The sequence below is a fragment of the Candidatus Acidiferrales bacterium genome (assembly GCA_036514995.1).
Lineage (GTDB): Bacteria > Acidobacteriota > Terriglobia > Acidiferrales > DATBWB01 > DATBWB01.
On the sequence record DATBWB010000077.1, the window covers coordinates 1 to 21,793 of the forward strand.

Consider the following 21,793-nt stretch of genomic DNA (forward strand, 5'->3'; position numbering starts at 1 on the left):
GGGGCGAGCCGCGGCCAACAAAAGGGGGCCGACGGAAGCCCCACCCAAAATATCTATCGCTGGGCGAACGAACAGACCAAAGGTGACCATGGTGGAAATGGGGTTGCCGGGCAGACCGAAGAAGAAGTGGTCCCGACAGCGTCCGAAAACAGTCGGCTTCCCCGGTCGTATGGCGACTGCATCAAAGAAAAATTCGGCTCCCAAGTCGCGGAGAACCGCCTCCACCAGATCGTACTTTCCCATGGAGACGCCCCCGCTGATCACCAAAATATCGGCCTCCAAGCCTTGCAAGATTCGCTTGCGAAGGGCACTGATTTCATCGGGTGAATTCCCGAGCGAAACGGCTTCCCCACCGGCCATTTCCACTAAGCCCGCAAGCGAGAAGGAATTGCTGTTACGAATCTGAAAAGCACCAGGAGTCTGGGAGGCGTCCACGACCTCATCGCCAGTAGAGAGAACGGCCACCGTGGGCATGCGGAAGACAGTTGGGCGATCCACTCCAACCTGAGCCATGAGGGCGATGTCGGTGATTCGTATGCGGGAGCCGCCGGGTATTAACACGTCTCCCCGCTTTGACTCTGCACCGCGCTCCACCACATTTTCGCCGCATGCAACGCCTCGCTGGATAGAAACGTAATCCTCCTTGCGCGAGGTGAATTCGATCATGACCACGGCATCAGCACCTTCCGGCAGGGGCGCTCCAGTCATGATTTGGACGCATTGACCAGGACCCAAGACACCCTTGAAGTGCTGCCCTGCCTTGATCTCCCCAACACAGGTCAAGAGGGACGAGCCGGACAGCAGGTCAACGCTCCGAACGGCATAACCGTCACGAACGGATCGGTGAAATGGGGGATAGTCACGATCGGAAACGACGGGCTGGGCGAGGACACGGTTGAGACTTTCGCCGAGGCGGATAGATTCGACGGATGCTCTCTGCGCTCCGGTCGAGATGACCTCGATGACTCGGGCGCGAGCTTCCTCAAATCGAAGCATTATGGCAAGAACTTTTCAAGCCGAGAGCCACGAACGAGAATACTTTGCCCGCGCTCCGGCCCAGTTGATACCAGACCGATCTCCACGCCGGTTTGATCAGAAATGAAGCGCAAGTAGTCCCGCGCCCGTTGGGGGAGCTGAGAATATTCATTGATCCCAAGAGTAGAAGACTGCCATCCTGCCAAGTTTTGGTATATGGGGGTGAGCTCTTCGAAGAGTTCGGCCGTAGCGGGCATTTCGGTTACGAGAGCGCCCTTGCAACGGTAGCCGGTGCAGACGGGAATCTCCGCGAGCGAATCGAGAATGTCCAATTTTGTGACAATCCAAGAATCGAGGCCGTTAATCATGGCACTGTAGCGAAGCACCATCAAATCCAGCCATCCGCAACGCCGCGGTCGTCCGGTGACGGCGCCATATTCATTGCCGCGCTCGCGCATCTGCTGAGCGATTTCCCCCGTGACCTCGGTCGGAAACGGGCCGCTGCCCACACGAGTGGTATAGGCCTTCGTAACACCAACCGCGGCTGAAATCCTGGTCGGCGGCATCCCGAGGCCAGTGCACGCTCCGCCAGCGGAAGCATTCGAGGAAGTAACAAAAGGGTAGGTGCCATGATCTATATCGAGCATCGTCCCTTGAGCACCTTCGAAGAGCACCGATTTCCCTTCTTGCATGACCTTAGAAAGCAACACGGTAGTATCCGTAACAAAAGGGGCAATTTTGGCGCCGAGGCCAAGATACTCTTCAATCAGCTCTAAAGGATTGATCGGGTGAGTAACTTCTGAGGAGCGAAACAAGGCCTCATTTTCGGCGAGGACAGTCGCCACTTTCTTGGAAAAGAGGTCGGTTCGAAGCAAATCGGCAACGCGGACACCGCGGCGCCGCATTTTATCTTCGTAGGCGGGACCAATGCCGCGGCAAGTGGTACCGAGTTTATCGGCGCCGCGGGCCGATTCAGTGGTTCTCTCCCAACTTTGATGGTAGGGGAAAATGAGGTGGGCGCGATTGGAAATAAAGAGTCGTCCAGCCGGTTCCACGCCGGCGGCGCGCAAACTCTGCAACTCATCGCACAGCGCATTGGGGTCGATGACCACGCCCGGGCCAATGACCGCCCACTTCCCCGGCCGGAGGATTCCGCTCGGGACAAGTTGCAGGATAAACTTTTTGTCGCCAATCACAACCGTATGGCCGGCATTGTGGCCGCCCTGATAGCGGGCCACGACATCAAAGTGCTCCGCGAGCAGATCAACGACTTTTCCCTTGCCTTCGTCCCCCCATTGCGCGCCCACGACGACTACGTTTCCCATGGAAGCCTTAACTCCACACCGGTTCCGCCTAAACAAGGCGGGGAAAAGCACCCAAGGGCGGGTGAGAAGACATTTATGCTAGCCCCGAGCGATGGAATCCGCAAGCACGCAGGACCAAACTGCTGTTCCCCTGAGCCGCCGGGGTTCCAGCCAGTCCTGGATAGCTGTTGAACTTCAGCCCCGAGAGGGTGAGCGGCAGGCGCAGAGGATTCAGGCGATACACGGGAATCTTTCTCCACGCTGTATAGGCAACATTCGGTTGGGCCAGCGCTAAGGGGTAAGGTGACGCTCCAGCACCTTCTCGACGGCTTCCTTGGGGACCGCACCAACGATCTGATCTTTGATCTCGCCCTTTTTGAACAAAAGCAGGGTAGGAATGCCACGAATGTTGTACCGCCCCGGCGTCGCCAGGTTTTCATCCACATTCAACTTCACAACTTTGAGGCGGCCCCGGTACTCTTGAGCAATATCCTGAACCACAGGTGCGAGCGCATGGCAAGGCTGGCACCATTCAGCCCAAAAGTCGACCAGAACAGGAATGGTTGACTGGAGAACTTCTCCCTCGAAATTGGCATCATTCACGTGAGTGACATCCGATGACATCCATTGCCTCCAGGCACCGAAAATCGGGAAAACCACTATACATTAGATGAGGGTGAGGCTGCTACGATTCTGGCCGTCCGCAAGGATTCATAGAGGCGGGCATACTGCTCGGCCGATCGCTGCCATGAAAAGTCGCGTGACATTGCGTTCAGTTGGAGCTGTCGCCAAGCTCGCGGGTCTCTATAGAGGTTCAGAGCAAGAGCCAGGCAGTCGAGGAGAGCCTGGCCAGAGTATTTCCGGAATTTGAAGCCAGTGCCCTGGCCGGTTGCAGGATCAAAGGGTTCGATGGTGTCCTGGAGGCCACCGGTGGCCCGAACCACGGGGATGGTTCCATACTTGAGGCTGTAAATCTGATTGAGACCGCAAGGCTCGTAACGCGATGGCATAAGGAAAATGTCGGCCCCCGCCTCAATTTTGTGGGCGAGGGCATTGTCATAGGCAATGCGCACAGCGATCTTGTTGGGATAGAGTCGAGCCATCTCTCGAAACATTTCCTCATAGGCAGGTTCCCCCGTCCCCAGAGCCACGATCTGGAGGTCAAAACGAACCAAGCGGTCAGCGACGTCGGCCACGAGGTCAAATCCCTTTTGCCGCGTGAGCCTGGAGACAATGCCGATCAGAGGTCTGCCCAGGTCGTCAGCCGGCAACCCAAACGATTCCAAGAGATCGCGCTTGCAGATTAGCTTCTTCTCAAGACTATCCGAATCATAGTTCGATCGAATGTAACGATCCAACAACGGATCCCAATCGGTGTAGTCCACACCGTTCAGGATGCCCGTCAACGAGCCCGAACGGCTTCGAATGACTCCCTCGAGACCATATCCATGCTCTTCTGTTTGGATCTCAGCAGCGTAGGTCTTGCTTACCGTAGTTATCGCATCGGAAAAAAGGAATCCGCCTTTCAGATAGTTGACCTGGCCCCAAAATTCCAAGGCATCGATGCGGAAAAGAGATTCCGGAAGGCCGAGGTCGGCAAGGCAAGACTTCGGGAACAGTCCCTGATAGCCCAGATTATGCAGGGTAAGGACGACAGGCAGACCTTCGAGAGCGGGGTCTTCTTGATAAAGGCTATGCATCAAGGTGGGAACCAACGCTGTCTGCCAGTCGTGGCAGTGGAGCACATCGGGACGAACGAGTCGTTTAATCAACTCAATCACTGCGCGGGATAAGAGAGCAAATCGAGCAGCATTATCGGGGTAATCTCCGGCTGAGGTTTGATAGAGTTGATCACGATCGAAATACTGCGGGTCATCTATAAAGAAAAACTGCACCCTGTCCGCCTTGCCCCCGTCCACCACTCCGGGGAAACGCAAGGTGGAACCCATTGGAATCGTAAGGCTACGAATCAGCACCGGCTGTCCTTGCATCCCGCGATAGCGCGGCAAAACGACCGCCACTTCGTGACCGAGTCGGGCCAACGCCTTCGGAAGAGCTCCAACCACATCGGCCAGTCCCCCCGTCTTGGCGAAAGGAGTGGCCTCGGATGCGGCAAAAAGGATGCGCATGGCAAATACCCTGAGGGGGCGCACCGTACGGTAGCGAACGCTTCCCACACTGTCAAGGAACCAACCGCCTATTACCAAGGTTTTGCATGGTAGAATTTCTTTCCTATGACTGGCGGAAGCCGCAGGCCGCTTGGCCAGCACTTTCTGGTTGACGCCAGCGTTAGCAAAAGAGTGCTCACTGAGCTTTGCCCACAACCCGGCCAGGCATGGCTAGAAATTGGACCCGGCCATGGCGGGCTCACCCGCGAGATAGCTCAGGCTGGAGCAGACGTTCTAGCAGTCGAATTAGATTCTGCTCTCGCCGCTCAGCTTCAGCAGAGGACCACTAACCTTGCAAATCTGCGTGTGCTGACAGGCGATATCCTGGCAATCGATCTAGAAAAAGAATTGGCAGTTTATGCAAAGCCCGTCCACATTTACGGGAGTCTGCCTTACTACATTACCTCTCCCATCTTGAGCCGACTCTTTCACCTGATGGACAAGGTCGCGGACGCAACCATCGTGGTGCAGCATGAAGTGGCACAGCGGTTAGTAGCGCGGCCCGGCTCGCGCGCTTATGGATTTCTTTCCGTCGAGGCGCAGTGGTTTGCCACGTGTAGAATTCTCTTCCGCATTGCCCCCCATGCTTTCCGGCCCAAGCCAAAGGTCTGGTCAGCCCTCGTGAGGTTGGCGCCGCCTGGCCGAAAGCAAGATCTGAAAGTTGTCAATGCGGAACAGTTTTTGGAGTTTGTCGGTCTGTGCTTCCGGCAAAAGCGGAAGACGCTTCTCAACAATCTGCGTGGGCGGTATGGTGGAGAAAAAGTCTTGACGGCTCTTATGCTGAACCACCTGAAGAATAAGACTCGCGCCGAGGAGTTGTCGGTCGAAGAGCTGGCCCATCTGTTCCAACTGCTCCATGTCTAATAGGAGTCGGCGTCATTGAGAGCCTATTTTGCATGTGGTAGGATGGCTCACTTTTGAGAATCGAGGAAATCGAATCTTGAGTGAACCTTCTGTTTGGTTGTTTCCTCTAGGCGGACTGGGCGAGTTCGGAATGAACATGCTCGCCCTGCGGTGCGGTGATACGATGATTGTCATTGACGCAGGGATGGCGTTTCCTGAAGCCGAGCTGCTCGGGGTGGATATCGTCATCCCTGACGTTACCTTTTTGCGTGAAAACCAAAGCTTGCTGAAGGCGATTGTGCTGACGCACGGCCACGAAGACCATATTGGCGCTTTGCCGTATCTGGTGGCTGACCTAAAAGTTCCCGTTTATGCCAGTGAGTTCACCCTGGCGCTGGTTCGCCACGGGCTGGAGGAGCGTGGGCTGTCCGAGAGCGTTCAACTCAAGGAGATTCGGCCCAAAGAAAGATTTCAGATCGGCCCGTTTGACATTGAACCCATCCAAGTGACGCACAGCATAATTGACGCTCTGGCGCTGGCGATCACGACACCGGTCGGGGTGCTGCTTCACACCGGCGACTTCAAGATCGATCCGACACCGCCCGACTCACACCACTTCGATTTGCATACCTTTGCCGAGTACGGCAGGCGAGGAGTCACTGCCCTCCTCTCGGACAGCACCAATGTGGAAAGGCCGGGGTTCACGCCATCGGAACAGGCCGTGCGCCGGCGGCTGGAAGACATTTTCGCCCGCTCGCCAGGCAAGATTCTGATTGCCTGCTTTGCGTCGTCACTCCACCGCATCCAGCTTGTAATCGATCTGGCGCAGCAGTTTGGAAGGAAGCTGGCCATCGTCGGCCGAAGCATGGTGAACACGGTGGAGATTGGGCAAAGTTTATCGCGGTTGCAAATTGCCGACGGGGCGTTGCTGCGGCCGCAAGACCTGCGGGCCACCAACGCAAGCGAGGTGGCGGTGCTTTTGACCGGATCGCAAGGAGAACCGATGGCGGCTCTTTCCCGGGCAGCGGTGGCCAATCATCGCTTTGTGGATTTGTTGCCCGCCGACACGGTGGTGCTCTCTGCCCGCATCATTCCCGGCAATGAGAAACCAATCGGTCGCATGATCAATCACATTCTGAAACGCGGGGCAGCCGTCCAGTACGATGACGGGGCTTCACCGCCGGTTCACGTTTCGGGGCACGCCAGCCAGGAGGAACTCAAGCTCATCCTGAGTCTCGTCAGGCCGCAGTATTTCATACCCATCCATGGAGAGTACCGTCAGTTGATCCGTCACGCCCAGCTTGCCGAGCAAATGCATTGTGTCTCGCGGCAGGTTATTCTGATGGAGAGCGGGCAAGCTCTGGAAATCACCTCGGAAGGAGCCTTCCGGCGGGAGCCGATAACGGCGGGGAGGGTTTTTGTGGATTCAGGGTCGCTGGAGGAAATTGAGGAGGTTGTCATCCGCGACCGACAACACCTTTCGGCTGATGGAATTGTGGTGCCCATCATCGCGATTGACAAACACACCGGGCAAGTCGAAGGAACTCCCGAAATTGTGGCGCGGGGCTTTTTGCCGCCCGACGCAAGCGATGGACTCCTAGCGATGGCCAGAGACGTCGTTCTTCGAACTATCGCGCAATCAAGCCTTGAAGAAAAGACCGACTGGGGAGTAATCAAGGAAAAAATTCGGGTTGATCTGAGACGCTATCTGGCAAAAGAAACAGCCAAGCGACCTTTGGTGTTGCCGGTCATTTTGGAGATCTAGTGTCACTCCAACCGCTTCCCAGTAGAAATCTTGGCTTGCCACGAAGGGTACCGGCGGTGCCCGCCCCCCCTTTGCCAAGCATGTCAAGTGGAGAAGTCGCTGAGAGTCAGGGGGCGGAAATGCACGATCGTCCTGGCAGCATACGGAGAATTCTTCCGATCGGGTAGGGCAAGTATCTCGGACCGACTTGAAATTCGGGCGTTCCGCGCCGAGGAGTTCGAGGAACTCTATGCCATTGACCAAGCGTGCTATCCGCCGCCTATTGCGTATTCCCGCCCGGTTCTGCTGATTTTTCTCTACGGACCGGGGACAAAAACTTTTGTGGCGGCCTGGGAGGGGCAGATAGTGGGATTCGTAACGGTGCAAAAAAAGACTGCTCAACGCGGGCACATCATCACCCTGGATGTCTTAGAATCCTATCGACGTCGCGGCATCGGCCATGGCCTCCTCGAGACAGGCGAGGAGTGGTTGGCTTCACAAGGTGTTCTTTCCGTGAACCTCGAAACCGCAGTGGGTAACCTGACCGGCATCGAGTTTTGGAAAGCGAACGGGTACGCCATTCAAAGGCGGATTGGCCACTACTATGGTGGTCGCGCGGACGCCTTTCTGATGAAGAAAGCATTGGTGCAGGTCGGGCCCCGCAAGTCCTAACTGTTCCACAAGGAGATCGCCCAGTGCCGCTCTACCAGGCTGTTGTTCTAGGAATTGTTCAAGGTCTTACTGAGTTTTTGCCCATCAGCAGCACCGCCCATCTGGCATTGTTCCCATGGCTGGCGGGGTGGGAGGATCCGGGGCTTACCTTTGACGTCGCGCTTCACGTGGGCACGCTCATCGCGGTGATGGGATATTTTTTCCGAACCTGGCTGTCGCTGCTGCGAGCGGGCCTGGGATTTCGCGAAGTGAGCGATGGCACGAACCACTACCGACCGTCTCTCTTCTGGTACTTGGTTTTGGCCACACTTCCCGCGGCGGCGGCAGGCTACTTCGGCGAACGCTATGCTGAGGATGTATTGCGGAGCCCGATCGTCATCAGCTTGGCCATGATTGCGGTTGGTCTCCTCATGGGTTGGGCTGAGAAAATGGCGCGGCTAGCCAAGAGGTTGCCTGAAACTGGATTGTGTGATTCAGTGGTGGTCGGTGTAGCACAGGCGTTTGCGATCGTTCCAGGTGTGTCCAGGTCTGGAGCCACGATCACCGCTGGCCTCTTTCGCGGGATGGAACGCCAGACAGCAGCCCGGTATTCGTTCCTGCTCTCTGCTCCCATCATCGCCGGGGCTGCTCTGAAGGAAGGCTTTGATCTTCGCCATGCCGGCCTTCCCGCGGACATGCGGTTGCCCTTTGTGGCCGGTGTGGTGGTTTCAGGAATCTCGGGCTACCTTGTCATTGCCTTTCTGATGCGCTACCTGCAAACGCACACCCTGAAAATTTTCATTTACTACCGGGTCATCTTTGGTACACTGATCCTACTGCTCGTGCTCCTCCAAGCGAGAATGGTAGCCTAGCCAGAGGGAGAGGTACTTCTGCTTCTTCCCCAGCGGAGATGTGTGCGGTGCGCCTTTACACTCCTACGGAAAATCGACGGCTGAACGAACTGATTGGATTCCTTGTCCTGGCTGCGGCGTTGGTGGTTTCCCTCAGCCTTCTCTCCTACCGCCCGAGCGATCCTTCGCTAAACACTGTGGGGGCCGTTCGCGATTCCGAACCAGCTCAGAACTGGATCGGGTTGGTGGGTGCATATCTGGCGGACGCGCTGTTTCAAGCTTTTGGCTTCCCAGTTCTTCTCCTACCCGTGGCGATTGGTTATTTTGGGTTGCGATGGTTTCAGGGGCGGCAGATCCATTCGGGCAACGCCAAGATCATCGGTCTGCTGCTCCTCCTCCTTTCGCTTGACTCTCTTTTGACCTTGTTTCCCTACACTCCGCACCTGAAGGCCCAACTGGCTCCAGGAGGCCTTACGGGCATCCTGTTGGCCGGGTGGCTCCGACACGCAGTCAACACAGCCGGAGCCTATCTAATAACTCTTAGCGGCCTCTTTGTAGGGCTCTTTCTGAGCACTCGCTTTTCATTTGCGACAACGCAGGCCTGGCTGGGCAAGCAAGTCGCTGTCTTCGATCCGATGCGGCAGCGTCTCCGCCGGTGGCGAGAAACACGAGCCCAGCGGAAGGCTTTACAGATAGAAGGGTCGCGAGCCGGTGCCAGCGTGGAGCGTGGCGAAGCGCCTGTCACCCGGCTAGCAGGCGCAGTTGCTGAAATGATCAGACCTAAACCGATCCTTCTCCGGCCTGAACAAGAGCGGGACGAACTGGAAACAGAGGCGCTCATGGCAACGAAAATTACGCCCAAAATCGCCAGGGCGACTTCCAGCTACCGGCTACCGTCGCCGACGCTTCTTCGCGCACCGGAGCACACGGGTCGGTTGGAGGAAAACGAGCTAAAGGATCGAGCGCAAACGATCATCTCCAAATGCGAAGAATTTGGGGTAAAAGGCACGGTTACACAAGTAAATCCCGGTCCAGTAGTGACCACTTACGAATTCAAGCCGGAGGCGGGCATCAAATATAGCCGCATTGCCAGTCTCGTCGATGACCTTTGCCTGGCTTTGCGCGCCGAGTCTATTCTTATCGAGCGCTTGCCGGGCAAAGCGACCGTAGGCATCGAGGTTCCCAATCTCCATCGCGAAACCATCTTTCTCCGCGAGATCATTGAGTCTCCTGAGTTCAACCGCTCGTCCTCGAAACTGACGCTTGCTCTTGGCAAGGATTTGACCGGCCACCTCCGCGTCGCTGACCTGGGCTTGATGCCTCACGTGCTGATTGCCGGCTCGACCGGTTCCGGGAAAAGCGTAATGATCAACTCGATGATCTTATCCATGCTTTACAAGGCGACGCCGGAGGAGGTGAAATTCATTCTGGTTGATCCCAAGCGGCTGGAGCTTGGACTCTATGAGGGCGTGCCTCATCTCTTCACGCCCATTGTCACCGATGCGCGGCTGGCGGCGAACGTCCTGCGAAACGCGACGCGAGAGATGGAACGCCGGTTGAAACTCCTGGCGCAGCGTGGGGTAAGAAATATCGAACAATACAATGCCCTGTTCAAAGGCGACCAAACGCTCAGTCTGTTTTCCGATCTGGAAGACGACGAAGAACATGCTCCCCTGCCGTACATTGTCATCGTGATTGATGAGCTGGCCGATCTCATGATGATTGATCAGCCCAACCCGGAAGAGTCCATCACTCGCATCGCGCAGATGGCCCGGGCGGTGGGAATCCATTTAATCCTTTCGACACAACGGCCGTCGGTGGACGTGATCACCGGCCTGATCAAGGCGAATTTTCCGGCGCGCATGTCGTTTCGGGTGGCCACAAAAGTAGACTCGCGCACGATCCTGGATGCCAACGGGGCTGAATCGCTGCTCGGCAACGGCGACCTGCTCTACCTCCCCGCCGGTTCCGCCCGGCTCCACCGGCTCCACGGGCCGTTGGTCACGGAAAGCGAGATCGTACACGTGTGCGACTTCTGGCGGGCCCAGTCCAAACCGCAATACCACGAGGAGTTTTTGAAATTTGCGAAGGATGGAGAAGAAGAGGAAGCAGCCGAGGAGAGTGAAGCTCCTCTCGAGGAATATCACGATGAGCTCTATGACGATGCGGTGCGGGTGGTTTGCGAGATGGGCCGCGCATCCACTTCCACGCTGCAACGGAGGTTACGGATTGGCTACGGCCGCGCCGCGCGGCTCATTGACATGATGGAGCAGGATGGAATCGTTGGCCCTGCCGATGGCACGAAACCTCGCGAAGTCCTCAAGAAGCCGGACTACTACAAAGAATTCGACGAGTCCTTGCACTGAAAGCGGAAAACTCATTTCCGCTTTCTTGACTTCCCTAGAAGCCATCTCTAGAATGCTTTTTTTGTGCAATGCCGGGGTAGCTCAGAGGTAGAGCGCAGCCCTGAAAAGGCTGGCGTCGGCGGTTCGATTCCGTCCCCCGGCACCATCCCTCTCAAACCCAGCCTGTCGGGGCCAAGTCTTCCGCTGGCGGACCTGCGCGGTGCCCAACCTTTGCAAAGCGTCGTAGTGTGACGCGGCCAGTGAAGCATCCCGGCATAAGATTCTTCGTCCGGATGCCATCGGGACTGGGAGTGAGACCACTCACGTCCACCATTTGCGGCGCTTTAAACTGCCGTTCCTTCCGCAATTCTGTCGGTCAATCCTCGTTGTATGAGACGAGCTCGAGGCGGAGACCTCCTGTCTGGATGCCGTCCTTTTTAGCCGCGAGGTACCTCCCTGGGATAGAATTTATTTGCCCATGAATGAGCGGAAGACGATTTGGATCGGGACCTCGGCGTTTACGGCAGCGGGGTGGCCGGGGACATTCTATCCAGCGGAGCTCAAGCCGAGCGACTACCTGAGCTACTACTCCCAGCACTTCGACACGGTGGAAGTGGACAGCACGTTCTATCGCATCCCCAGCGCGACGACGACGCGAAACTGGTACGCCAAGACGCCGCCGGGGTTTGTCTTTGCGGCCAAGGTGCCACAGACCATCACCCACGAGCAGGTCCTGGTGGATTGCGATGACGAAACCAAGAAATTCCTGGCGGCGATGGAGCCCCTCGGGGAGAAGCTGGGGCCGCTGCTACTCCAGTTCCCGTATTTCAACCGGCAGGCCTTTTCCAGTGTGGACGGGTTCTTGGAGCGGCTGGCGCCGTTTTTGAAGAAACTCCCAAAGACCCATCGCTTCGCGGTTGAAATTCGCAATAAAGGCTGGATCGGACCAAAACTCCTCGAGGTGCTACGGGAACGCAGGGTGGCGCTGGGGCTGATAGACCATCCGTGGATGCCACGGCCCGCGGAGTTGCTGGCGCGCATCGACCCCGTCACGAGCGATTTCACCTACATTCGTTGGCTGGGCGACAGGAAAACAATCGAGGAGAGGACAAAGACCTGGGACAAGGTGATTGTAAACCGGCGTAGAGACCTTGAGGAGTGGGTGGAAGCCTGCCGGACGTTCAACCAGCGCAGCATTGCGATCTTTGGCTATGCGAACAACCACTACGCCGGCCATGCGCCGGCGACGGTGCGGCAGTTCTGGGAGTTGTGGCACAAGAGGTGACGCGATTATCCACACGCCGCCGTAGCAAAACAGCGGGAACCACAATCCAGGGACTTGCGGAAGCGGACGACACTGACGGACAGTAACGCCACGCCGATAGTTGCCATCGTCAGCATGTCGGGCCAAAGCACTTCCAAGCCCATGCCCTTCAGGTACACGCTGCGGATGACCAGGAGAAAGTGGCGCAATGGGTCTGGGTAGGAGAGCCACTGAAGAGCCTCAGGCATACTGCTGATCGGAAGGCCGAACCCCGAAAAGACTATCGCGGGCTGGTTGAAGAAAAAGGCCGAAAGCATGGCCTGTTGCTGGGTCGCGGAGACGGTGGAGATGAACAAACCCACGCCCAGAATACAGAGCAAGAAGAGAACCGCACCCAGCATTAGGACCGCAATCTGGCCCCGAAACGGAATGTGAAATCACAGCGTGCCAACCAGCGCTATCAGAGCGGCATCGGCCAGGCCGATCAGAAAGAAGGGGAGGGTTTTCCCCAGGATGAACTCGAGTGGGCGAATCGGGGTGACCATTATTTGTTCGAGCGTGCCGATTTCGCGTTCCCGCACAATGGCGAAGGCTGGGCGAAGTCAAGCTGCGTGAGATGATCCAGGAGCGCGAGCGAAGTGAAAAGGGACCCGAGCGCAGCCCGGGGCCGGAGGGTGCCACCGGCTACCACAGCGCCGAGGTCGAGGTAGCGTAGGGTGGATGCCCCGGCACCATCTCTAGCGAAACTTAAGCCGCAGCTTTTCGAGCTCCTCTTGCGTCCACAGTTTGATCTTGCGTGCGTAAAGACCGTATAGCACGGCGCCCGCTACAAACGCGATTACGTGCGTCCAAACCAACCAGGTCATGATACCTCCAAGAGGCTCGAGGCTGGAGGCTAGATCTCCCAGCTTCTAGCTTCCAATCTCCAGCTTCCAGTTAGTGAGCCAGCCGACCTACGATTGTTCCCGCCCCGAAAGCCAGCACGACCTTGGTGCGGTCCCAGACCTTTCCCCAGAATCCCCTGCGAGCCGCTTTGGCCACACTCTTTACCACTCTCTGACATTCTTCCGCTTCGCGTTGTCGCGCCGCCTTTTCGCTGCCCAGAGCTGCTTCGGCTGTCTTCACCATACCTTGCAATTCGGCGTGCTCGCTTTCCTTGACGGATAACTGACCGCGGAGGTTCTGACACTCTTGCCGTTGCAGGGCTAGTTCGGCCTTATCCGCACGGCAGCCGATGGCGAATAGGGCCAACTGGCGAGTCAGAGGCAAGGGAAAGAACAGGCCCCCGTCTTCTTCGGGCGGCAACGCGGCAAGCCCAAGCGTCTCCTGAATCCTTACCGCGATTTGCCCGACCTCTTCCGAAGCCACGCGCGATTCCTCTTTTTTGCGTTGCTCCGCCACCTTTCCGATGCCCAGGCGGATTTCTTCCTCCCGGCTGCGAAGCTGCTGGATCGCCTTGGCCATATCCTCAATCCGGGCTCGAGATTGATTTGCCAGGCTTAGATAGTTTTGCCAGCGCTGACGATCCTCTTCGTCGTGAGTGGCTCGTTCCCGGGAAAACTCTGCAAGAAGCTGCTCGACCTGTTGTGACTGGTTGCGGTGGCTAATCCTTGCAAAGATCACCACCAAGCCAAACATCGCCACTATGCCCACCACTGCAAGTCCCTTCGCTTTCAATTTTTACCCCCATTCGCTGCCGAACGTATGGCCGGCAATTGGTTCAAGCCATAGAGTCCCGCCACCAGTGTGAAAGGCACCCACCATCGATCCAGGTCCGGAAAAGCGCCGCCCTGAATCGTCAAATAGACGCTCAGACCAACAAATGTCATGATGACAAGAGCGCCGTTAATTCGCGCGCTTGAGGGCGACCCCGGGCCAGTCTCTTGGGAGTAAGCCCGCCGCAGGAATTCCACAGCATCAAATGCAAAGACTTTTCGAATCAGAACGAGCCACAGGAAGAGATTGCTTACCGCCAGATTGACAAACGCCAGCTTCTCCCACATCCTTTGATCCCTCAATCAAACGTATAGTGGCTGAGTCTCGAAAGAACCTCGGCCGGATACTGGGGGCGGCCTCCCCCGTTCCAACGCAACAGGGCCTCTTCAACGGAGTCTTTCGTTGCGTCCATCTTGGCCCGAAGAATTTTGCAACCCGTGTTCAAACCCTCGCGCGGATCACACAGCTCCGTCGGAAATCTCCCGCGGAAGCCGTGCTCCACAGCAACCGGGTACATCACTTGCATAAGCCCGAAACTCGCCGCGAACAGATCAGGGTATCTAGTCCAAAGCAGCTCCGGGTAACGCTGCCGGTAGACCTCGCCATATTGCTGCCAGAAGCGCCGCTCGACCCGGATTGCGTAAGGATTCCAGCCAGACTCCTGCTCCACCACGGCGCAGACGAGGCACGGGTCAAGGTCATAGCGGCTGGCATGTTCTTTCGCTAGTACAACCAGCTCCTTCGGATACGCCATGGTGAAACGTACGCTCCTCTTCAGTTGCTTCCACGAAGCCACCCTACCACTGCGCTCACCATCCCACCGACGATCGCGGCGATCGCGCCCACAAGCCCAGCTTGTCGCTCTGCTTGCCCTTCGACCTGCCGGAGGCGCCGCTCCATGAGCGCCAACTTCCCTGGTTGGCCGTCTCCAATCAGCTCGGTGCGTAGGAAGCGTACTTCCGTCTCGATTCGGGCTAGCCGATCGATCACTCGCTGCTCAAATGTCAAATCCATTTGGTTGATTCCCGGTGGGCTTTTTGAGAGAGTGGGGAAACAGAACCACCTCGGTCGCCGCCGGCCTCCAAGCCAACTAGAATAGTCTGCCTAGAGAGCCACCAAGGCCTCCCAGGAATCCTCCAAGCGCGCGGTCGAACAGGCCCCCACCTCTGCCGGCGAGCTGCGTACCCAGGTTCAAAACCCCAAGGCGACTACCCAGAATGGAGCTGAGCAGGCCAGTATCGATGCCAAACACCCGGCCCAGTCCTTGCAGTGCCTTATCACGCTGCTGTAGGGCAACGTCCGCAAAATTGCCTTCGATTTGCCGGGCTGCCTGACTCTGGCTCCTGGCCCGCTCCCGTCCGAGTTCTTCCAATGTTTCATTGAAACCGGCTGCGTTGCCGGTTCGAGCCACTCGGTTTTTTGCAGCTTGCTGCAGCGCATCGAACACCCCACCCAGCGATTCCAGCGTGGCGCCGCGAATCGCGGCCTGCTGTTCTGGCGCATACCCGGGCTGCGCGAGAATCTTCTCAAACTGGGGCGCCAGCGATGCCCTGCCGCGCTCTCTTTCGGCTGTCTCCTTTTGTGTCAGGCCCCTCAAGAAATCGAGCTCCTGACGTTGCAGCTCAAACTGCTTCTGTCGATCGCCTCGCCCCATAGCTACGTTCCTCCGTCCTGTGCAGATCTGTCTCGGTTGGACAATTGCTTGTAATACGAAAGGAAATTTCGGTTCCCTCGACGGAAGCCGATCGCACGCAAATGTTTTTCGAAGATCCAAAGCTTCCGGGGAACAAAAGCGTGGACTTCATCCATGCCCTTTACCAGCAGTTCGGTCTCACCTCGCTCCGCCATTTTGTGAATGGCCAGCCCAGCGGTGACCCGATTCAGTCCCGGGTCAAGTAGCACCATGACTTCGCTTGTCAGACGAAAGATCAATGCTCCAAGAATGCGTCCCCGGTCGCTTGTGGCCACCAGGTTGACGAAATAGAGCGGATGCTCCAGATTGGGAAACTCGTAGCCCAGCGCTTGTTGCTGGTGGATGCGTTCCAGCTCAGCAAGGTCGCTCGATTGATACGCTCGAATACGCAAACTCAGATTCCCACCAACTTCCGGGCATTAGCTTGGAATTGCTCGAACCGCTTCACGACATCAGCCTTGCCCTGTTCGAGCCATCGAGCCACATCGACCGGCTGGGAGCAATCCAGATAGAACTGCTGTAACCCACCCCGTGCGATTTCGTTCCCCTTTGCATCCTTCTCCACCGCCTCCATTTCGACAAAAACGCGGCAGTGCTCAGCGTCTATTTCCTTGCGGAGAATGAGAGCTTCGGTCATAAGAGCATCAGCTTGTTGTGGCTCAAGAATCCATTTGCCAGATAGACGTGCGGCTCCTCGGCCTCAATGTAATAGACCGGGCCAGTCACATCCAAAAGCTCCACGTTCATCAAGTCAATCTGCTCCGGTTTCAACACTAGGTTATGAGATGGCGAGCAGATGAGTTCTCGAAAGCCGTCCCGCACGCGCACAAGTCTCTGGGCTGGGAACATGCCCACCTTCCGTACCCTACACTTGCCAAGCGGTGAAACGAGCATGTCACCGAGCTTCAACTGCTCGACTGGAACGCGCCCCCTCTCGGTGTCAATCAGCGTGCCCGCCGCCACGCAGCCACCGCCACCCCCGCCGCCATCGCCCCCACCGCCACCAGGAGTTCCCGCCCCGCCCAGAGTGGCCGGTGTGGTCGCATCGCTGATCCCAAAATAGGTATCGGGCGTCACATCCTGCGCCAGCGTGGAAAACTTCATTGTGCTTGTGGCCGTATCCCATGCTAGGAAATATCTCGTATTGGCTGCCAAGCCCTCGATCTTGCCGAGCGGCACGGATACTGTCTTGGTGTCCCCAGCATAACGGATCGTGAACGCTGCCCAATTGATGGTCGGGGTGCCATTCGACGTCTGCCCATTCGCCAACGCACTGCCGCTCGAAATGTACTGAGCATTCAAAATGGCGTTGTTGGTCGAGCGTTGCAAACGGTTGGCTGCCGATGCCGCAGACAACACCCCAGAATTCACTCCCAGCGGCCCGCAGCTTCCGAGGAAATACACATAGCCGCTTTTGTCCGATTGCTTGAACTCGGCCCAACACCGCCAGTATTTCGTCACATTGGGCAGGGTGATGTCCCAATACGTCCGCTGGTCTGGCCCGTAGGTCGTGACCTTCAAGGTCGCCGTGACCGAAAACGCCGCATCATCGCCCGCCTCGATGCCATAGACTACCTGTTTCCCGGCATGGTTAGCGTGCGGGGTAATCGTGACGCGAAAATGCCCGTCCTGCCCGGTAACGGAGATCCCCGCCGGCGGATCCGGCGCCGCCAGCGGCTTCTGTCCCGCTGGCAAGGGTTCAGACACTCCTGCTACACCCACCCTCGCTTCCAAGCGGTTGATGTACCCTTGAAGGTGCTTCAAGTCCTCGTAAAGTTCAGGATTCTTGAGTCGCACACTCTCGATTTTTCGCAACAAAATGGGCATCTTAGGGTTCTGAGGTCATGGCAGCAAATATCCCGCCCAGCCCCGTACCTAAGTACCCAGGTACGGGGCCAGCCATCTCAGTCGCAAAACGGACAATCAGCGTCGAACTTTATCTCCAAGCCCTTTTCCGGCGTCCACAGCAAATGCGTCGTCTCCATCGGCAGACATTCTGGATTCCTCATCGCGTCTCGTATCGCTTCGTGCTCGAAGCGCAAGACCGCTCGACGGCTGAGGCCGCCAAGACCAGAGTAGGGGCCGGTCTTAAGACCGCCCCTATAGTTACTTACGTCTCGCATCATTGCCAATCTCGCAACCATTCCCACAACGACAAAACAAGAGCGCCACCGAAGCCGCAGATGAGAATAGCGCCGAGAACGGTAAGGAGGCCGAATAGGAATTCCATCACAACCCCGTACCTCCCCTTAAAATACAGAGATCTTTTCCCGTTGGCTTAGGACGGTACGGGGTCACAACACCTCTCAGATTTCCAACCCGCCGATAAAGATTGGTCGACTGCCCCACTGGTCGGCCATATTCTTCAAGACAGTCCGCAGCGTGGTCGTGCCGCTCAGGCCGGTGGTCGAGTAACCGAGCGACGTGGCCGTAGTCGTCAGGTTCGTCTGCACCGTCGGCGAAAGCTGATTCCAGCGCGTCGAGAGCGTCACGCCGGTCGGAAAGAGCCGCACGTTCCCGGCCACTCCGTTGTATCGCTGGGCAAACTGGAACATCGCCACAATCGTCCTTACCAGTTGCCGCCAAGTGAGGCTCGTCGTCACCCAGCCAGCGGGGATGTTGACCGCTTCGAGTTTGGCTTGCACCGCCGTCACTTCTGCGGCGGTCAGGTTTACGTCAAGGTTCACCGGCAGCGCCACCACGTCGGCATTCGCGGTCAGAGTCGCATCCGTCGCCCCGTCCACGGTTGCCCCTACGAGCATCACCGGCTCGAACCCAAAGTCCATCGTGCCGCAGGAGACAGCGCAGAAATCGCCTTCGTATTTCACCACACGCACCGTATCGCCTTGCGGATTGGTGCGAGTCTCAACTGGCGCAAGATAGAGCCTAGTGAAGGTGACTTGGGCGCGGACAGGCCGCGTGATCATTCCGTTCAGCCAACCGAAAATCCAGGAGATAACGAGCGCATTTCTTCTTCTTGCCACTCCTAGATCGCCGCCACTCCAAGTATCCAAAATCGCCACATTCGCCGTATTGTGCAGGGCGCGAATCCCAATCTTGCCGCTGGCGATGGCAGCGTCCGTGAACGGGCTGCAACTGGCGGCGGTGCCGTTTACCTTGAATGTATGGGTCGAGCCGTCCGATTCGAGCCGGATGATGTTCCCCGCAACCTGGTTCGGCACACAGTCCGCCAGTGAGGTCTGAGTTCCAGCCACATACTTCCAAAACCGCCGTCTGGCGTTGAAGTTGTTTGTATCATGGCCGAACTCGTAGCGCGTGCGGGCCGTGGTTGAGTTCCGCGTGAAGGCGCTCTGAACCCCGCTTGCGAGAATGACCATTGTAACTTCGGAGAACTGGTTGTCACCGAAGGTATCGGCACTCCAATACGCGCCCGTCGAATTGCCAGTCCCATTGGTATCAACTTGGTTCGAGAAGATGCCGAGGTCGAAAGCACCTTCACCGAAGATGCGCGTCCAGTCGGCACCCAGGCTATTGGAATCAGCGCGAGTGAAAGTATCTGACCGTGTGAGCGCCCAAAGGAGCACGGTCGCACTAAACACCACCAAGGCAAGCAAGAGAGCTTTTGTACGTCGTTTAGTCAACGGTGTACTCCGCGATGACGCGCAGCGTGTCCGGCGTTCCGGTTACGGCTGATATGGTCAGCGCCGCAATCTGCCGGGCCGTCACGCCCGCGCTGGTGATGGTCGCTACATCGCAGCCCGAGGCACAAGAAGTCTGCGCGTTCGTGTCGCAAACGAGGCCAGCCGAAAGTACGTCCGTCCCAGCCGTGTCCGGCGTCGTCTCGACGCGCTTGTTGAGATTGACCGTGACCGAGGTTGCGGCCTTGACTGAGCAATAGACTCGCGTGATGGTGATCGCCTTACCCGGCTCCCATTGAATTCGCCCGCTGTCGCCCGTCACAGGGTCAAACAGAACCATGCTCTTCGTGTCGGTTTTGTTGGCCGTGGCAAGGTCAGCAGAGGCCACGACCCCATCTGAAATCATGGCGCTTGAGACGCCTGCGCAAGTTGGCGCAGCGTTGTCAACCGTGGCCGTGACTACTTGGTTGGTGCAGGAACCGATACCCGAATAGTTAGAGGCAAGCTCGGCGTCGTCTATCGCTGCTCCAAATGGGTTATCAATCGAAATCCAAGTGTTGAGTGCCGTGCAGAGCCGATAGCGAGCCCCCACCGCTGCGTCCGTATCCATGAAGATGTCGCCGACCGTGCAAGTGCCCGGGTCGGTCAGGCCATTCGGAATCCGCAGGCTAGCTGAGGTGAAGTTTTGCAGGAATGCCCCGTAGGTATTCGCTTCATCGTCATAAACAACTTGGGCAGGAAGCTGTCCACGCGCGGCCGAGCCCGATAAATTCGAGAATCCCGGCTGCGTGCAGGTCGGCGCGGCGTTCCGGGTGAGCGTGGAGGCCCAGGTGTTCGCGGCGCAGGCCCCGACGCCGGAGTAGGCTGATACAATCTCACCATCAGCTACCACGGCCGAGGCTGCCACCAGGTCGCTCGCCTGGATGCCACCTGTGCCGATAGCAGCCAACAGGCCGGTCGCCGCATCCACCCGGATGCCGTTCGCTGTGCCCCGCGCCGTGGCTTGAAACGGGTGTGCAGTCGAGGCAGCAAGCGTTTGGATGTTGAGCAGGATCGGTGTGCCCGTGGCCGTCGAAGCCACGTTCTCGCCAAATTTGAAGGCAATCTTGTCAGCCGTGGTAAGCGACCAATTCCAGACAATAGCGTTGTCGCCGTTATTGATGGTGGCCGCGGCCAAAGCCGCTGTGATCGCGTCCAAGCTGGCCCCACCCCCGCCCGTAGGCACGTTGCAAGTTACGGTACTGCCTGCCGCCGTGCAGGTAATCCCTCCGCCAGTAAAGTTAAACACCGCCATGCCTGCCGCCCAGGTCTTGATGGTCGTACCCTCGTCCTGGACACGAACGAACGGTCCGCCGCCAATCTGATAGAGAGTGCCCTGCGGGATCGTGAAGGCGAAATGCGGCTTCGGCTCGCTTCGCGCTAGGATCGCGCCTAAAAGAAGCAATACCACCATGCCCCAAGCGATGATCGCCCATTTCGGCAGGTGGTATGCCTGGAGAATCTTCGCCACCGCCTGAGAGGATTCCTGCACTTGCTGGGTAATAGGGGGATACTTCATCGTCAGCCAACGGTAGCCAGCGCGTTCGGCAGCTTCTTCGGGAGAAAGCTCTGGATGCTGTCCTGCAACTTCGAGGGCAATCGGAGCGGACACACTTAGCGGGCATTTTGTCCACTCATCCATCAGCGGAATCAAATCTTCCCGCGCGCCTTCAATCAGGTAGTCCTTGAGGGTTTTCATTCCATTTCTTCCTGACTGAACGTCACCGTTCCTGTCACCGTCTCGACGTACCCCACAATCTGCCCCGTCTGGGAAAGATTCCCCTCGCCTGCGTCAAACAGCGTGCTTTCGCCGGCCACCTTGCGTACTTGGGGACTAGTTGCCGTGGGCTGCCGCACAAAATAATCTGTCGTGGCCGCAGCGCCCTGCTCACGGACGATGATCTTTCGGCAGGGCCCTTGGGCCGTTACCGGCTCGGGATTTCCGACATTGTCCACGGAAAAAGTGAAAGTTCGGGCCATGTGTGCCGCCTTACGGCAGTATCCGTGCCGTTACCGTTGGCGAAGTCCCGGCCGTCAGCGTCACCAGCCGCGCCCGGATAAACTTCGCCCCACGCTGAGTCACTTCCCGGAGCGTGTTCGCCACCACGTTGTAGGTGTCAATCTGATACCAGTTCGTGTTGTCGAGAGAGCCTTCAAGGTCCACCTGCAACGCCGTGGGCGCGCCTGTCACCCGCACTTCCCAAGCAATCTTGCGCGGCACACCGCCCAGCGGGTTCACTCCGCTGACTGCTGCCACATCCCCCGCACCCACCGCCGTGACCGCATTGAGCGATGTGAATACTTCACCTGAAAAAACCCCTACCACTGCCATCTTTCACCTCATGCTCCCCGCTTGTCATTCCGAGCGCAGCGAGGAATCTGCTTGTCTCTTTGTCTCTTCGACGCTTAGACTGGTACTCCCACCAAATACCACGCCTTCATCCAAGCCGTGAGCTTGTCCGCCTTCCAGAACGTTCCAGCTTGGTTCATTCCAAACTTCAGGCTCAACCGCTCGTTGATGAGATTTGCCAGCCGGTACAAGTCCCGATCCGGCGTCTGCGAAAGGGCAATGGGCGGGTCGAGGATGACAGCCACCGAATC

At 57.6% G+C, this 21,793-nt stretch carries 26 protein-coding genes and 1 tRNA gene; 7 read left to right on the forward strand and 20 right to left on the reverse strand.

The annotated features are described in order from the left end of the window. The 4 genes from glp to glgA form a co-directional block, all read right to left on the reverse strand. On the reverse strand, positions 1-996 hold a 996-nt coding region (gene glp / locus VIH17_05670; GenBank protein HEY4682722.1), incomplete at its 3' end, for a gephyrin-like molybdotransferase Glp. Continuing rightward, on the reverse strand, positions 996-2,300 hold the full coding sequence (locus VIH17_05675) for an adenylosuccinate synthase (GenBank protein ID HEY4682723.1): 1,305 nt from the start codon (positions 2,298-2,300) through the stop codon (positions 996-998). The genes VIH17_05675 and glp, both read right to left, overlap by 1 nt. Positions 2,301-2,570: 270 nt before the next feature. Beyond that, a complete protein-coding gene (trxA, locus tag VIH17_05680) occupies positions 2,571-2,903 on the reverse strand; it encodes a thioredoxin (GenBank protein ID HEY4682724.1) in 333 nt (110 codons plus the stop codon). Positions 2,904-2,938: 35 nt separating this feature from the next. After that, positions 2,939-4,408, reverse strand: coding sequence for a glycogen synthase GlgA (gene glgA / locus VIH17_05685; protein ID HEY4682725.1), 1,470 nt, complete (start codon positions 4,406-4,408; stop codon positions 2,939-2,941). Positions 4,409-4,513: 105 nt separating this feature from the next. Between glgA and rsmA the strand changes: the two genes are divergently transcribed. The 7 genes from rsmA (at position 4,514) to VIH17_05720 (ending at position 12,166) form a co-directional block, all read left to right on the forward strand. After that, on the forward strand, positions 4,514-5,311 hold the full coding sequence (rsmA, locus tag VIH17_05690; GenBank protein HEY4682726.1) for a 16S rRNA (adenine(1518)-N(6)/adenine(1519)-N(6))-dimethyltransferase RsmA: 798 nt from the start codon (positions 4,514-4,516) through the stop codon (positions 5,309-5,311). A 34-nt stretch (positions 5,312-5,345) separates the two neighbouring features. Continuing rightward, entirely contained in the window at positions 5,346-7,055 is a 1,710-nt protein-coding gene (locus VIH17_05695; protein ID HEY4682727.1) for a ribonuclease J, read from the forward strand. An 87-nt stretch (positions 7,056-7,142) separates the two neighbouring features. Next, positions 7,143-7,706, forward strand: coding sequence for an N-acetyltransferase (locus tag VIH17_05700; GenBank protein ID HEY4682728.1), 564 nt, complete (start codon positions 7,143-7,145; stop codon positions 7,704-7,706). A 23-nt stretch (positions 7,707-7,729) separates the two neighbouring features. Then, positions 7,730-8,557: an undecaprenyl-diphosphate phosphatase gene (locus tag VIH17_05705; GenBank protein HEY4682729.1), complete on the forward strand. Its 828-nt coding sequence runs from the start codon at positions 7,730-7,732 to the stop codon at positions 8,555-8,557. A gap of 818 nt (positions 8,558-9,375) precedes the next feature. Further along, positions 9,376-10,902, forward strand: coding sequence for a DNA translocase FtsK (locus VIH17_05710; GenBank protein HEY4682730.1), 1,527 nt, complete (start codon positions 9,376-9,378; stop codon positions 10,900-10,902). Positions 10,903-10,972: 70 nt separating this feature from the next. Next, positions 10,973-11,047: transfer RNA gene (locus tag VIH17_05715), tRNA-Phe, on the forward strand. Positions 11,048-11,359: 312 nt separating this feature from the next. Further along, entirely contained in the window at positions 11,360-12,166 is an 807-nt protein-coding gene (locus VIH17_05720) for a DUF72 domain-containing protein (GenBank protein HEY4682731.1), read from the forward strand. Positions 12,167-12,171: 5 nt separating this feature from the next. Here VIH17_05720 and VIH17_05725 read toward each other — a convergent pair whose 3' ends face one another. From VIH17_05725 to VIH17_05800, 16 genes are all read right to left on the reverse strand, one after another. Continuing rightward, positions 12,172-12,576 (reverse strand): ABC transporter permease, encoded by a 405-nt coding sequence (locus VIH17_05725; GenBank protein ID HEY4682732.1) that lies wholly within the window; start codon positions 12,574-12,576, stop codon positions 12,172-12,174. A gap of 6 nt (positions 12,577-12,582) precedes the next feature. Continuing rightward, positions 12,583-12,726: a hypothetical protein gene (locus tag VIH17_05730; protein ID HEY4682733.1), complete on the reverse strand. Its 144-nt coding sequence runs from the start codon at positions 12,724-12,726 to the stop codon at positions 12,583-12,585. A gap of 156 nt (positions 12,727-12,882) precedes the next feature. Then, positions 12,883-13,011 carry a hypothetical protein gene (locus VIH17_05735; GenBank protein HEY4682734.1) on the reverse strand — a complete coding sequence of 43 codons (129 nt, stop codon included), beginning with the start codon at positions 13,009-13,011 and terminating at the stop codon, positions 12,883-12,885. Between the two features lie 70 nt (positions 13,012-13,081). Continuing rightward, complete coding sequence (locus VIH17_05740; GenBank protein HEY4682735.1) at positions 13,082-13,822, reverse strand: hypothetical protein; 741 nt, start codon at positions 13,820-13,822, stop codon at positions 13,082-13,084. After that, positions 13,819-14,148 (reverse strand): hypothetical protein, encoded by a 330-nt coding sequence (locus VIH17_05745; GenBank protein HEY4682736.1) that lies wholly within the window; start codon positions 14,146-14,148, stop codon positions 13,819-13,821. The genes VIH17_05740 and VIH17_05745 overlap by 4 nt, the downstream gene beginning before the upstream one ends. Before the next feature lie 11 nt (positions 14,149-14,159). Further along, positions 14,160-14,615, reverse strand: coding sequence for a lytic transglycosylase domain-containing protein (locus VIH17_05750; protein HEY4682737.1), 456 nt, complete (start codon positions 14,613-14,615; stop codon positions 14,160-14,162). A gap of 20 nt (positions 14,616-14,635) precedes the next feature. Next, on the reverse strand, positions 14,636-14,875 hold the full coding sequence (locus tag VIH17_05755; GenBank protein ID HEY4682738.1) for a hypothetical protein: 240 nt from the start codon (positions 14,873-14,875) through the stop codon (positions 14,636-14,638). 76 nt (positions 14,876-14,951) lie between these two features. After that, on the reverse strand, positions 14,952-15,515 hold the full coding sequence (locus VIH17_05760; GenBank protein ID HEY4682739.1) for a hypothetical protein: 564 nt from the start codon (positions 15,513-15,515) through the stop codon (positions 14,952-14,954). Positions 15,516-15,517: 2 nt separating this feature from the next. Continuing rightward, entirely contained in the window at positions 15,518-15,946 is a 429-nt protein-coding gene (locus VIH17_05765; GenBank protein HEY4682740.1) for a hypothetical protein, read from the reverse strand. Between the two features lie 2 nt (positions 15,947-15,948). Beyond that, positions 15,949-16,191, reverse strand: a complete 243-nt coding sequence (locus VIH17_05770) for a hypothetical protein (protein ID HEY4682741.1) — start codon at positions 16,189-16,191, stop codon at positions 15,949-15,951. Beyond that, positions 16,188-17,381 carry a Hint domain-containing protein gene (locus VIH17_05775; GenBank protein HEY4682742.1) on the reverse strand — a complete coding sequence of 398 codons (1,194 nt, stop codon included), beginning with the start codon at positions 17,379-17,381 and terminating at the stop codon, positions 16,188-16,190. The genes VIH17_05770 and VIH17_05775 overlap by 4 nt, the downstream gene beginning before the upstream one ends. Before the next feature lie 479 nt (positions 17,382-17,860). Next, positions 17,861-18,736 (reverse strand): hypothetical protein, encoded by an 876-nt coding sequence (locus tag VIH17_05780; protein HEY4682743.1) that lies wholly within the window; start codon positions 18,734-18,736, stop codon positions 17,861-17,863. Between the two features lie 412 nt (positions 18,737-19,148). Continuing rightward, positions 19,149-20,891 (reverse strand): hypothetical protein, encoded by a 1,743-nt coding sequence (locus VIH17_05785; protein HEY4682744.1) that lies wholly within the window; start codon positions 20,889-20,891, stop codon positions 19,149-19,151. Then, positions 20,888-21,172: a hypothetical protein gene (locus tag VIH17_05790; protein ID HEY4682745.1), complete on the reverse strand. Its 285-nt coding sequence runs from the start codon at positions 21,170-21,172 to the stop codon at positions 20,888-20,890. Before VIH17_05790 ends, VIH17_05785 begins: the two co-directional genes overlap by 4 nt. 10 nt (positions 21,173-21,182) lie before the next feature. After that, the gene (locus tag VIH17_05795; GenBank protein ID HEY4682746.1) at positions 21,183-21,524 is read right to left on the reverse strand and encodes a hypothetical protein; all 342 of its coding nucleotides are present in this window, start codon (positions 21,522-21,524) and stop codon (positions 21,183-21,185) included. Between the two features lie 74 nt (positions 21,525-21,598). Beyond that, positions 21,599-21,793, reverse strand: a 195-nt coding sequence (locus VIH17_05800) for a hypothetical protein (GenBank protein HEY4682747.1), incomplete at its 5' end; no start/stop codon positions are given.

What these genes read in the sequence shown, in the direction of transcription:
- VIH17_05750 (HEY4682737.1), bottom strand. Translation starts at nt 14,615, where the DNA reads ATGGCGTATCCGAAGGAGCTGGTTGTACTAGCGAAAGAACATGCCAGC.
- VIH17_05785 (HEY4682744.1), bottom strand. Translation starts at nt 20,891, where the DNA reads ATGAAAACCCTCAAGGACTACCTGATTGAAGGCGCGCGGGAAGATTTG.
- VIH17_05790 (HEY4682745.1), bottom strand. Translation starts at nt 21,172, where the DNA reads ATGGCCCGAACTTTCACTTTTTCCGTGGACAATGTCGGAAATCCCGAG.
- VIH17_05770 (HEY4682741.1), bottom strand. Translation starts at nt 16,191, where the DNA reads ATGACCGAAGCTCTCATTCTCCGCAAGGAAATAGACGCTGAGCACTGC.
- VIH17_05775 (HEY4682742.1), bottom strand. Translation starts at nt 17,381, where the DNA reads ATGCCCATTTTGTTGCGAAAAATCGAGAGTGTGCGACTCAAGAATCCT.
- VIH17_05795 (HEY4682746.1), bottom strand. Translation starts at nt 21,524, where the DNA reads ATGGCAGTGGTAGGGGTTTTTTCAGGTGAAGTATTCACATCGCTCAAT.
- glgA (HEY4682725.1), bottom strand. Translation starts at nt 4,408, where the DNA reads ATGCGCATCCTTTTTGCCGCATCCGAGGCCACTCCTTTCGCCAAGACG.
- VIH17_05745 (HEY4682736.1), bottom strand. Translation starts at nt 14,148, where the DNA reads ATGTGGGAGAAGCTGGCGTTTGTCAATCTGGCGGTAAGCAATCTCTTC.
- VIH17_05735 (HEY4682734.1), bottom strand. Translation starts at nt 13,011, where the DNA reads ATGACCTGGTTGGTTTGGACGCACGTAATCGCGTTTGTAGCGGGCGCC.
- VIH17_05675 (HEY4682723.1), bottom strand. Translation starts at nt 2,300, where the DNA reads ATGGGAAACGTAGTCGTCGTGGGCGCGCAATGGGGGGACGAAGGCAAG.
- VIH17_05755 (HEY4682738.1), bottom strand. Translation starts at nt 14,875, where the DNA reads ATGGATTTGACATTTGAGCAGCGAGTGATCGATCGGCTAGCCCGAATC.
- VIH17_05710 (HEY4682730.1), top strand. Translation starts at nt 9,376, where the DNA reads ATGGCAACGAAAATTACGCCCAAAATCGCCAGGGCGACTTCCAGCTAC.
- trxA (HEY4682724.1), bottom strand. Translation starts at nt 2,903, where the DNA reads ATGTCATCGGATGTCACTCACGTGAATGATGCCAATTTCGAGGGAGAA.
- VIH17_05760 (HEY4682739.1), bottom strand. Translation starts at nt 15,515, where the DNA reads ATGGGGCGAGGCGATCGACAGAAGCAGTTTGAGCTGCAACGTCAGGAG.
- rsmA (HEY4682726.1), top strand. Translation starts at nt 4,514, where the DNA reads ATGACTGGCGGAAGCCGCAGGCCGCTTGGCCAGCACTTTCTGGTTGAC.
- VIH17_05720 (HEY4682731.1), top strand. Translation starts at nt 11,360, where the DNA reads ATGAATGAGCGGAAGACGATTTGGATCGGGACCTCGGCGTTTACGGCA.